We start from the raw sequence: 11673 nt of genomic DNA on the forward strand, positions 1-11673 counted from the left end.
CCCATGATCGTGGGCCGCCAGATGGACGGCAAGGACTTCGCGCAGATGATCGTCGACAACTTCGACGAGATGCTCGACCAGTCGCGCCAGCAACCGCTGGTCATGGGCATCGCACTCCACCCCTATCTCGTGGGCCAGCCCTACCGCCTGCGCCACCTGCGCCGCGCCCTGCAGCACCTCGCGGCTGCGCGGGATCGCGGCGAGGTCTGGTTCGCCACCCCCGGCGCCATCTGCCAGCACATGGACGTCATCGCTCAAAAGAATCCTGAGGCCATTGCATGAACGCCCCCCTGCCCTTTCCCATCACGGACACCGTCGGCGCCTGGGTGCCCCACGGCAAGTTCACCATCGCCGGCCAGGCCGGCGGCCCCTTGAGTGGCCTGAACTTCGCGGCCAAGGACCTGTTCGACGTGGCCGGCCACCCCACGGGCGCCGGCAACCCCAGCTGGCTCGCCACCCACCCCGTGCCCACGCAGCACAGCCCTGTGGTCGCGCAGCTGCTGGCCGCCGGTGCCACGCTCATGGGCAAGGTGCTGACCGACGAGCTGGCCTACAGCCTGCACGGCGACAACACGCACTACGGCACGCCCCTCAACACGCGCTACCCGGAGCGCGTCACCGGCGGCTCGTCCAGCGGCTCGGCCGCCGCCGTCACCGCCGGCCTGGTGGACTTTGCACTCGGCACCGACACCGGCGGCTCCACCCGCGTGCCCGCGAGCTACTGCGGACTCTGGGGCCTGCGCAGCACGCACGGCCTGGTGTCGAACCAGGGCCTGGTGCCCCTGCACCCCAGCTTTGACACCGCCACCTGGCTGGCAAAGGATGCTGACGTGTTTGAACGCGTGGGCCGCGTGCTGCTGCCCGCCAGCAGCTACGCCCCGCGCCGCCTGCTGCTGCCCCTGGACGCCTGGGAGCTGGCCGACGAGATCTTCACCGCCCCGCTGCAGCGCGCGCGTGACGCCCTGGCCCACCAGCTGGCCTGCGTGCCCGAAGGCCTGCGCATCGCTGGCGACACGGGTCTGGCCGCCTGGCGCCAGACCTATGTGACCGCCGGCGCCTATGAAGGCTGGCAGGTGCACGGCGCGTGGATCACGCAGGCGCAACCCGTGTTCTCCCCCGCCATCGCCGGCCGCTGGAAGGCCGCGAGCCAGGTCACGGCCGAAGCCGCCGCCGCCGCACGTGCCACCCAGGCGCAGATCCGCGCCCACGTGCACGGCCTGCTGGGCACCGACGGCCTGCTGCTCCTGCCCTCGGCCGCCAGCCTGGCGCCGCTGCGCAACGCACAAGCGGCGGATGTGGACGCCGTGCGCCTGCGCACCATGGCCATCACCTGCATCGCCGGCCTCTGCGGCCTGCCGCAGATCAGCCTGCCCGTGCGCACCACGGGCGGTGACATACTAGGCGTCTCGCTGCTGGGACCGGCCGGCAGCGACCTGGCCCTGATCCAACTCGCACGCCGCCTGCATGCCCAAATCGACCCCGCCCAGTAGCACGAGGACCAGCACCAGCGCACGCCCCGCGCGGCGTGCGCCCCCGCCGCGCCAACGCACGCCCGCGCCGCCCGTGGAAGATACGGTGGCCGAGGGCGACAACGCGGATGTGGAGGCCCGCATCTACCGCGCCGTCTTCGACAGCGTGATGAGCCAGCGCCTCAAGCCCGGCACCAAGCTGCCCGAGGCGCCGCTGTGCGAACTGTTCAAGGTGAGCCGCTCGGTGGTGCGCAAGGTGCTGCAAAAGCTCGCACATGACCACATCGTGCAGCTGCGCCCCAACCGCGGCGCCATCGTGGCCGTGCCCACACGCGAGGAGACGCGCCAGATCTTCGAAGCCCGCCGCGCGCTGGAAGCCGCCATCGTGCGCCTGGTGGCCGAACGCGCCACCGCACGCGACCTCAAGGGCCTGCGCGAACAGCTGCGCGCCGAACACGAGGCCATGCACCGCTTCGACCAGCCCGCCTGGGCCCGCTTGGCCAGCGCCTACCACCTGCGCCTGGCCGAACTCTCAGGCAACGAGATCCTGCAGCGCTACCTGCAGGAAATCGTCTCGCGCTGCTCCCTCATCGTCGCCGTGCACCAGCCCCCGGGCAATGCGGCCTGCGAACACGACGAGCACGAACGCATCGTCGACTGCATCGCCAAGGGCGACGCCGAAGGCGCGGTCAAGCTCATGGACCAGCACCTGCGTGAGCTGGAAGAGCACCTGATGCTGGTGTCGCCGGGGGATGAGAAGAGTCTGGCGAAGTTGTTGGGATTGGGGTGAGGCTGGCCGGCTGCTTTGCAGCGATTGCAGCATCTCGCCACCGCTGTCTCAAGTCTCAGTGACTGCCTGCAAGCCGTCTATCGTTTTGATGATCCTGATTGCGACAACTAGATCCACCAGACAGGTCCGAGATTAACTACGACGCGGAATGAGGTCGCCGGGTCACTCTACGAGCAGAACTAAGGCTTGGTCAAAGGTATCCGATCTTGCCAAGCCACCTTGCTGAGGTCATCAATATGTCAACTCACTGCTCCCACTTGGGATTCCCGCGCCAAGTCGATTCGCTTGAAGTCCTCACCGAGGAAACCGAACTTGCGGGTAAAGAGGGCCGCGACTCTTGCGTCCGCTGTCGCAAAAAAAACCTGCTTCTTCGAAGTGACCACTAAATCACGCAAGTAGTCAAGGAGCGACAACGCGTTCAGATCATCTACGTGGGCCACCGGGTCGTCAATCAGAAGTACCGGGGGCGCTTTCGCGGCAGTTCGATTCAGTGCCAAAAATACGGAAAGTGCGAACGCGGCACGCTGACCAGTACTTACCTTGTCGAGTGACCAGACCTCTTTAGTTTCCTTTGACTGAAGTAGTACTCCGTCGCTGCCCACATACTCGTACTCATTTGGAGAGTGAATTCGAACAAATGCTTCGTTAATTTCTTGCCCAATAGCGTTCAGCGATTTGGCTGTTGAGCTTTCCAGCGAGAGTTCTGATCGCAACTTGCTAAGTGCTGTAGATGCAGCCTGGAAATTTAAGCTCCGCATCAAAAGCTCACGTGTAAGTTTTCTCTGTTTTTCAATTTCGACCTGCAGTCGGGAGATGTCTACCGACGCTGTTTGCTCGCGAGTTACGGCCTGAACGGCCTCAGCAAGCGCTCTAAGTGAACCAGCGAGTGTTGCGGCGACATCCGATAGTTTTGTCTGGTTGTCAATATCAAAGTATTGAAGCAGTTCATCGCGCTGTGTTTCAAGTGCAAGCGTCTCTTGCCTTAGATGGGAAAAAGCCGTCATACCTGCGGACGTCGACGTCCCGGTACGCCATCCGCCATCGAAGAGTGGCGCCATATGCTGAGTAATACTCCTCAATAGCAGCTCGCTTTGCGCGCGAAGGGAGGAGATTTTTTCACGGGCCTCCGTTGCCGAATTCAGATATGCGTTGCGTTGCGCTTCTACGACGGAAGCATCGTATGGATTTTGAGTCAACGCCGGAACAGTGATTGCAGACGAGAGCAGGGTGTTATGCTCTTCGTCCGACATTCCGGCTTGGTGCAGTCTGCTCAACGCCTCAGATGCTGGTTGCAGATTCGCTTTTGCTTCTTCGAAGTCACGGCGAGCCTGGGAAAATGCGTCCACAATTTCGCCGCAAGTCAGAGAGAGCGGGAGCAACAACTGACGAGCAATCTGCTGGAGTTGCTCCAGAAACGCTCTCCGGGCCAGCCATTGCTTATGCCTCTCTCGCGCAGAGCTGAGCTTTCCCGCTAGTTCTGTCAATTCGGTTGGTTGTGCCAGTTCAGTGGTGATTTGCTCAATGTGTGCAGCTAGCGCTGCTTCACCATGAACCGTTTTGCAGACCGGACAAGTAGTCGCAGGAGCACCACCTTTGAAGGCAGCAAGCACGGCAGCTTTGAGCTCTTGAGCGATCCGGGCTCGCTCTGTCGCTGCTTGGCCAAACGAAGCGCTCAATTGCTCGAGTGATGTAACCTCGCTTGAAGCCGATTGCACGCCCTGAATCGCACTATTCAGTGCGTCCACCAAGTTGACGGATACGTATGCTTGGTCCACCAACGGTACTTCGAAGTTTGCAAAGGCGCCAAGCTTGGTGCCGACGGCAGTTACTAAATCACGGCAGCGGAGGTACTCGTCACGAGTGGGCGCATATCGAACTCGAACATATTCGGCCCACCGGGCTAGGAATTTTGCCCAAGCGTCAAGGTTGGATACCCGCTCCTCCATTTCTGAAATTTGCGCATAGATGGCCTTTGCTTCCCTATCGATCGGCTCAACTGCCCTACGTACTTCATCGATGGCACGGATTCGCTCCCCAAGGGATGCCAGCGTTGTGAACGAGGGCCCTGCCGCGAGTAAGACTTGCAGTGCGGAATATGCGGCTTGTATTGGTTTAGCCTCATCCGCGGAGATGAACGGTGTCGTTGCCAGATTGCCTCGATAACCAATCAGAGGAAGGCTTGCCCGAAACGCTTCGGTGAGCGCCTTGGCATCCGATGGACGCTCTTGCAATTCCTTAAGTTGTACCTGCTGGCCTTCGAGAGTTTTCTGGGCATTTTGAAGGTACAGGAGCGCGCGTTCAGCTGCGGCTTGGACTTCCGGAGACAGCTTATCAACGTAAGACCAAACCTGCGACGCATCTGAGCCAACAATCAGCCGGCTAAGGTCTTCAGGCAACTCCTTAGGGTCGAGGTCGACTGCCACACGGAATGCGGCATCAGTATCTAAGAAGTTGTATCTGCAGAAGCCGTTCAATAGGCCGTTGGCATATTTCTCATCGAGGTTATACCAATGTAAACATCTCGCACGGAGCCTGGAAGAGTCGGTGGTGGCTAAATGCTCTTCGTCGCTGTTCCAGAGCGTTCCGTACACCGTGGCTTTGCCGGTGTGGGCGCGCCTGTTTTGGCCGCAATAGAAGAACTCGATAGCTTCAAGCAGTGATGTCTTGCCGGTTCCGTTCGGGCCTGTGACAAGCGTTACTTGGCCGAAGTCGAATTTTTCCTTTCCGTCATGGACCGGGCGGAAGTTCTCCACCCTCAAACTCGACAGCCATTTTTCATGTAAATGCTTGTCCGAGGGGTGCAGGCTTAGCGCCTTCTTCAGCGTCGCTTCGCGCCCTGCTTGACCAGCCCCGATTCGCTCCAGCATGGTGGTTCTCGCCGGGCGGTCGAGAATGCCATCAATGCGTGCTTCAGCGAGGAGCTTGCCCCACTCCCCAAGGATATCGAATTCTTGAGAACTCGCGTTGGGCATGAAGTACCGAGCAGCCCCGAGAACGGAGGCAAGCTCGTCCTCAGACACGACCCGCTTTCTAGCGAAGTCCTCGTCGGCCTCAATGATTGCCTTTGCACGCTGGTAGTCAGGCTGTTCAACAGAGTTGGGGCCAGCGACGATATAGATGTACTTGTTCCACCTGAGGTCGCCAGGTGAGTTGAAGTGCTCTTCGCCCAAGATGCGTTCTTGGAACTCACGCAGTTCTTGCGCGCGGCCGACGACGTCATCTGCAAGGTCGACATAGGCAACCGCGAAGCATTTTCCGTTATGCAGCCGCTCGCCGCGGACGACCGCCTCCTCGACGAATTGGACGCCTCCCAGCAGCTGAGCGACCTTCTGTCGTGCAGTTTCGAGTATTTGCATAGTCATGCCCGAGCGAAAGAGGTGGGACTCTTGCCGTCATCGGCGATGTGAGTAAGCTGTTTGATTCTTGCGAACACCGGGCCGGCCGTCGTCCAGTAGCAGATCGCGACACGATGCCGACGTCCGGGCTCGTTCTCGCGGTGCAGCAATCCGTATGCGGCGTCGCAGACATCCTCAACGCGCCTCGACTCAGGTTGGAAGCCGAGAAACGCGACATGCGCTGGCTCAACTCCGGCTTTGATGATGTTCGTGTGTGGAGACTGCTTTGACCAGTAGACGGCGGCTCCTCCACCACTCAGGTCGCGGATTTGGATGGGGAGCTGCTGGGTTGCCAGAATCTCATGTAAGACAGACACTTTCTGCAGTTGCTCATGCCTGGCGTTATCTGATTCCTCGTTGCGTTCCAAGCGGACTGTAAGACGCTTGGTGATTTCGTCATCGCTCATGCTGAGGGCCCTCAAAGTGCCGGCGGCATACCAATCGTCGACACCCGAGGTGAGGCCGCAAGAGATCGCGACGGCTCGCTCAATTCGAAGGCAGCTGTCGTCCTTAGACAGGGCGGTGAAAGCCGTAGTGACCTTCGCGTCGCAGGCGAACAGCTGTGGGAGTCCGGTATCTGCGCATGTGGCCTGAGCGACCCAGCCTCCGGCGTCATCCCAGACGTAGCGGGCCTCGAGCTTGGGGCCAGTGGAAACAGCGTGGAGCTGCAGACCTGCGTGCACCACCTTCGGAACGCTAAGCTCGAAGACCGCTGGCGCGTAGTGGAAATGGAGGACATGCCGCTTGCGCCGATGCCACGAATAGTAAAGGCCGTTGCGTTCGTTCTGCTCTACCACAGCGTCGTCTGAAGAAGCTCGGTCATGCGGAAGGTACCACGCCGATCCAGCTTCGTTTTTCCACTGGTGTTCTTTACCGCCCTCTTTCTCAAGGCAAACAATATTCTCGGCCCAGTTGAGGCACACGACGTCACAGTTGCTTGTCCGCTCGGTACGGCTGAATGTATTCACTCGGTACTTGACGTAGTCGGCGTTCCGCGGCTTTGGATTCAGCTGGATGTGGAGGAGCGTTGCATCCTCGGTGAGCTGAAGCAGGACATCGCTGTCGCCCGTGATATTGAAGGCGTCTGAGCAGATGATCGACGCAAGCGCGAGACGATTTCGCGGCCCGTGGAACTGATAGATGCACTTACCCGTCCGGAGGACACCGTTCTCGAAATACTGTTCGTCCTTCGATGAGATGGTCTTGAACTGGATGAGAACGATACGCTTCGCCTCTCCGGTCGCCTTGTCCTTTGACAGAAAACAGTACGCCAAAGGGTCGTAGTAGCTGCCCTGTACTGGGGCTGCCTCGTCCTTCTCGAATAACACGCGGCACTTCCCAGTGCTCTCCGCATTGGCTTTGAACGCGGCTAGTTGTTCGGGTGTCATGCTCTCGCAGCCAAGCGCCCAGATTGCATCAGCCGCAGGGAACCGGTCTCCGTGGACGCAGTCTTGGAGCGTCTTGATGGGAAGGAAATACTCGGGCGTGACGACGAGATGGTGGCCCTGCTTGCTCGCCATTTCAAGAAACGCAGAAGCTTGGCGGTCCGCGAAGTCCAAATTAGCCGGACCGATTCGGGTCGTGTTGGCAACGAACGGACCAGACGGCTGAAACAACAACGCGCGATAACTCCTCTCGGTGGCCTCTAAGAGCTCCAGCGTCGGATTCGACAACCCCTGCGCGTCGAGTAATCGGCCGACGTCGACTATATGGTCGACATTCATTTACACGCCTCCCAGTTTTGCCTCCTATCGTACCCATTTTGGCAGCAAACGCGGCTCGATGAAGCCGAATCATGCGACAGCGTGGCGGAATAACTTAGGCAACATCTGGGCACTTCAGGCCTCATAGCCACTGCTCCGTATGTTCAGCTCGGGGGGGGGTGAGAACCTTTGCCAAGCGATTGACCGCTGAACGAAGTGCAGCCGTTACTCGATGCCACGGGCCTTGAATTACCGGTGATAGTCAATGCGGTCGGTCGTGCAGCGCTGCGCGAGTGACTGTGATCAGCCTGCACCAGCCCCTCAAGACCCCGCCGGCATCACCCGCAACACCCGCCCCTGCGGGCTGTCCGTCAGCAGATAGACCGCGCCATCCGGCCCCACGCGCACGTCGCGCAGGCGTTCGCCCAGTTCCTTGAACAGCAGCTCCTGCGGGCCGGGCGTGCCGTTGCTCATGGGCACCCGGCGCACGCTGCGCTCGGCCAGCGCAGCCACCAGGAAGCTGCCGCGCCAAGCGGGGAACAGCGCGCCCTCGTACCAGGCCAGCCCGGCAGGCGCGATGGAAGGCGTCCACTCCGTCAGCGGCTCGGTGATGCCGGGCAGGCTGCGGTAGGGGGTGATGCGGGCGTAGGTGTAGTCCACGCCGCCGGTGGTGAGGGGCCAGCCGTAGTTGGCGCCGGGCGCGAGCCGGTTGAGTTCGTCGCCGCCGCGCGAGCCGTGTTCGTGCGCATAGGGCACACCCTGCACCACCACCACGCCCTGCGGATTGCGGTGGCCGATGCTGTAGATCTCGGGCAAGGCGCCCTCGCGGTTCACAAAGGGGTTGTCGGCGGGCACGCGGCCGTCGGGGTGGATGCGCAGGAACTTGCCCAGGTGGGTGTGCAGGCGCTGGGCATCGGTGCGCTCGTGGTTGCCGTCGCCCATGCCGAACAGCAGGCTGCCGTCGGGCAGCCAGGCCATGCGGCCACCGAAGTGCTGCGTGTCGGATTTGGCAGGCCTGGACGTGAAGACGGGCCGCAGCTCCAGCAGCTGGCGCCCGTCGAAACGGGCGCTGACGACGCGCAGGTGGTTGGCCTCGCGTGTGCCGTGGGCGAACGAGAGAAACAGCCGCCGGTTGCTGGCGTAGTCCGGGTCCAGCAGGATGTCGAACAGACCGGCCTGGCCCAGCGCCAGCACGGGCGGCACACCGGCCACGGGCTCGGCGCGCAGCTGCAGGCGGCCATCGGCCCCGGGCTCGATCACACGCAGCCGGCCCGCGCGCTCCGTCACCAGCAGGCCGCCGCCCGGCAGAAAGGCCAGTGACCAGGGGTGGTCCAGACCGCTGGCCACGGTCTCGATGCGATAGGCCACAGTCTGGGCCGCGGTCTGGGCCGGTGTGGCCGTGGCGAGCAACGTCAGCAGCAGAGCGAGCAGGTATTTCATAATGGCACGCATGAAAGACGATGCCCGCCATGATGCCCCAAGGTCCCGCTGGACGCGGCGCGCAGGGCTGTTGCTGCTGGCCTGGGTGCTGGCAGCGGCCTGGGGCTCGGTGGTGCAGACGGTCTGGAACCTGCAGGCGCTCGTCGACGTGGGCGTCAACATCCCGGCCGCCGACTGGCTGCGGGTGTTGGGGCAAGACCTGATGGGCTTTGCGCCGGTCTATGGCGGCATCCTGGCCACGGGCTGGCTGATCGCGCTGCCGGTGGCCAGCGGCCTGGCCCGCTGGTGGCCTGCCGGGCGCAGCGCCCTGCTGGCCCTGGCCGCTGGGGGGGGCATGGTGGCGGCGGTGCGCGCGGTGGACGCGGCCGCACCCATGCCGGTGTTCATCGACGCCACCCGGGGCCTGCCCGGCCTGCTGGCCATGGCCGCGGGCGCGGTGCTGGCGGGCTGGCTCTACGCCACCTTATCTGCCCGGCTCTCCGCGCGCTGAACGGACCAAGCCTGAGGGCGGCGCCTGACAGGCAGCCGCCACCTCTCAGTGCGGCAGCTTCCCCGCCGCGGCGACAAAGCGCTGGCGATCCGCGGCCTTGTCGATGTCCTGCGCCAGGGCCTGCACCAGTGCGTTCCAGTCCTGGTGTTTTGCGGCCTCGCGCCGCACCAGGGTGCGCGCCAGCGGACCGATGTGCTGGCTCAGGGCGCGCTCCAGCGGCTCGAGCTGGGCGGGCTCGAAGTTAGGCACACCGCTCGTGGGGCCCCGCCCCGAGATGGGAACGGTACGTGAGCCGCGCGCGCCGGCAGCCGCCCCCGGCGGCTGCGTGGTCAGGGGCTGGGTCAAGGGCTGGCTCAGCGAGTGGCTGCGCACCGAGGTGCTGTGACGGCACTGGATGAAGGCCTCGCGCGCGGCGGCATCCTGGATGGACACCGCCAGCAGTTCGCGCAGGCCCTGCGCATCGCTCGCACGGCCCAGCGTCTTTTTCATGAGCACCTGGGCCAGCGGGCCGATGGCGCGCGTGAGTTCGGCTTCGATGCCCTGCACTTCTTCGGCCGGGATCGAGGGCAGGTCGGCGGCGAGCAGCGTCGTGGCTTCGTCATTCACGGGCGCGCGGGCGCCCGGCTGATCGAGCAGGCGGTAGATCTCGTGGGCCCGTTCGTGCTTGTCGTAACGCTCGCCAAGGAATTCGAACAGACCGTCGGCACCGTCGCTGATGCGCGAGATCACGTCGAAGTAGGCGCGCGAGACCATGATCTGGTTCGCGGTGGAGAAATCCATGATGCGCTGCGCGACGTTGATGCCGTCGCCCACCACGTTGACGCGGTCGTTGATGTCCTTGAGCATGCGCACCGGCCCCAGGTGCAGGCCCACGCGCAGCGAGAGCTTCTCGTGGTACTTGTGGCGCAGCAGGTCGCGCAGCAGCCGGGCCGAGACCAGCGCCTCCTCGGGGTCGCCGAGGAAGCAGATGGCCGCGCCGTCGCCCGTGTCCAGCATGATGCGCGAGGAGGCGTCCACACCGTCGATGGCCCGGCTCACGAGCTCGTTGAATTGCGTCTTGATCGCCACCTGCTGGTCCACGCTGCGCTTGGAGTAACCCACCAGGTCCAGGAACATGATGGTGCCCAGCACGTTCTTGCGCGTCGTGTCCTCGCTCGGGCGCGAGGCACTGCGCGGCACCTCCATCACCTGGGTCTGCAACTGGGTGCGCAGCTGCGTGGCCAGTTCGGTCGCTTCGCCGCCGCGCTCGCGTGCGGCCTCACGCAAGGCCTCGCGCAGCGCAGCCACGTTCTGCGGCCGGTCCTGCTCGTTGGGCTGGAGCGCCCAGTCGATGGCGCGCAACAGCGCCTCACCAAAGGCCGCGCGGCTGGCCACGTCCACGGCCTTGGGCATGCTGTCCTCGCGCACGCGCGCGGCGGCCTCCAGCGGCTTGCGCCCGGTGGCCAGCCAGTACAGCACCGCGCCCAGTGAATAGAGATCGGTCCACGGCCCCTGGTTGCCCTTGCTGTGGTACTGCTCGAACGGCGCGAAGCCCGGGCTCACGATGTTGGTCATGTCGTGTTCCTGGCTGACGCGGCGCGCGGCGCCGAAGTCCAGCAGCACGGGGCTGCCGTCGGCGCGGATGTAGATGTTGTCGGGCTTGATGTCGCGGTGCAGGAAATTGAGCTTGTGCACCGCCTCCAGCCCGTCGAGCAGCGGGAAGACCAGGCGCAGCAGCGCGGCCTGGTCCAGGCCCGGCTGGCGCGACACCCAGTGCTTGAGCGGGTCGCCGGACTCGTAGTCCATCACGATGTAGGCCGTGCCGTTGTCCTTGAAGTAGCGCAGCACGCGCACGATGTTGGGATGGCGGAAGGACGCCAGTGCACGCGCCTCGTCGATGAAGCGCTCCAGCCCCCAATCGAAGCGCTCCGCAGCCTCGGCAGAACGCACGCTCACCGCGTTGTCGCTGCCGCGCACCGCCACATGGGCCGGGAAATACTCCTTGATGGCCACGGGCAGCTGCAGGTTGGCGTCCTGCGCGAGGTAGGTGATGCCGAAGCCGCCGCCGCCGAGCACGCGCTCGATGCGGTACTCATGGATGGCCTGGCCCGGCGCCAGCGCCGCCGTATCGGGCGCGCGCGCCCGGCCGGCCTCCTCGCCCGCGCTCACGCTGCCCCTCCGCCTGCCGTCCTGCTCATCACCGCCCTGCTCATTCGCCGCGGTCGATCATCTGCATGGCCTTGTCCAGGCTGCGGCGCATGCGGTTGAAGGCGCCACCCAGCACGGCCACCTCGTCCTTGCCACGCTCGGAAAATTCCGGTACGTCGAAATTGCCCGTGCTCACCTGGTCCGCGGCCTGGGCCATGCGGCGGATGGGCCGCACGATGAGCCAGCTCAGCATGAGGTT

Annotated in this window: 9 protein-coding genes; 4 read left to right on the forward strand and 5 right to left on the reverse strand. The window is 63.7% G+C overall.

What is annotated here, in order from left to right:
- The 3 genes from K2R93_10910 to K2R93_10920 form a co-directional block, all read left to right on the forward strand.
- The coding region (locus K2R93_10910; protein MBY0490340.1) for a hypothetical protein at positions 1-282 on the forward strand (282 nt) is incomplete at its 5' end.
- Positions 279-1490, forward strand: coding sequence for an amidase (locus K2R93_10915; GenBank protein ID MBY0490341.1), 1212 nt, complete (start codon positions 279-281; stop codon positions 1488-1490). The genes K2R93_10910 and K2R93_10915, both read left to right, overlap by 4 nt.
- Positions 1491-1575: 85 nt before the next feature.
- Positions 1576-2259: a GntR family transcriptional regulator gene (locus K2R93_10920; protein ID MBY0490342.1), complete on the forward strand. Its 684-nt coding sequence runs from the start codon at positions 1576-1578 to the stop codon at positions 2257-2259.
- Between the two features lie 239 nt (positions 2260-2498).
- On the opposite strand, the gene K2R93_10925 is transcribed toward K2R93_10920, so the two are convergent.
- From K2R93_10925 to K2R93_10935, 3 genes are all read right to left on the reverse strand, one after another.
- The gene (locus tag K2R93_10925) at positions 2499-5621 is read right to left on the reverse strand and encodes an AAA family ATPase (GenBank protein MBY0490343.1); all 3123 of its coding nucleotides are present in this window, start codon (positions 5619-5621) and stop codon (positions 2499-2501) included.
- Entirely contained in the window at positions 5618-7378 is a 1761-nt protein-coding gene (locus K2R93_10930; protein ID MBY0490344.1) for a hypothetical protein, read from the reverse strand. The genes K2R93_10925 and K2R93_10930 overlap by 4 nt, the downstream gene beginning before the upstream one ends.
- A gap of 300 nt (positions 7379-7678) precedes the next feature.
- Positions 7679-8809 carry a PQQ-dependent sugar dehydrogenase gene (locus tag K2R93_10935; protein ID MBY0490345.1) on the reverse strand — a complete coding sequence of 377 codons (1131 nt, stop codon included), beginning with the start codon at positions 8807-8809 and terminating at the stop codon, positions 7679-7681.
- On the opposite strand from K2R93_10935, the gene K2R93_10940 reads away from it, so the two are divergent.
- Complete coding sequence (locus K2R93_10940; protein ID MBY0490346.1) at positions 8808-9287, forward strand: hypothetical protein; 480 nt, start codon at positions 8808-8810, stop codon at positions 9285-9287. The genes K2R93_10935 and K2R93_10940 overlap by 2 nt on opposite strands.
- 45 nt (positions 9288-9332) lie before the next feature.
- Here the strand turns inward: K2R93_10940 and K2R93_10945 are convergent, their stop codons facing one another.
- Together K2R93_10945 and K2R93_10950 are read right to left on the reverse strand one after the other, a co-directional pair.
- A complete protein-coding gene (locus K2R93_10945) occupies positions 9333-11435 on the reverse strand; it encodes a protein kinase (protein MBY0490347.1) in 2103 nt (700 codons plus the stop codon).
- Positions 11436-11475: 40 nt separating this feature from the next.
- Positions 11476-11673 (reverse strand): HAMP domain-containing protein (locus K2R93_10950; GenBank protein MBY0490348.1); only part of this gene is annotated, 198 nt, incomplete at its 5' end.

It is taken from the genome of Gemmatimonadaceae bacterium, from assembly GCA_019752115.1.
In the GTDB taxonomy this organism is placed as follows: Bacteria; Gemmatimonadota; Gemmatimonadetes; order Gemmatimonadales; family Gemmatimonadaceae; genus Gemmatimonas.

Coding starts and splice junctions, on each gene's coding strand:
- K2R93_10915 (MBY0490341.1), top strand. CDS start 279: ATGAACGCCCCCCTGCCCTTTCCCATCACGGACACCGTCGGCGCCTGG.
- K2R93_10925 (MBY0490343.1), bottom strand. CDS start 5,621: ATGACTATGCAAATACTCGAAACTGCACGACAGAAGGTCGCTCAGCTG.
- K2R93_10930 (MBY0490344.1), bottom strand. CDS start 7,378: ATGAATGTCGACCATATAGTCGACGTCGGCCGATTACTCGACGCGCAG.
- K2R93_10940 (MBY0490346.1), top strand. CDS start 8,808: ATGAAAGACGATGCCCGCCATGATGCCCCAAGGTCCCGCTGGACGCGG.
- K2R93_10935 (MBY0490345.1), bottom strand. CDS start 8,809: ATGCGTGCCATTATGAAATACCTGCTCGCTCTGCTGCTGACGTTGCTC.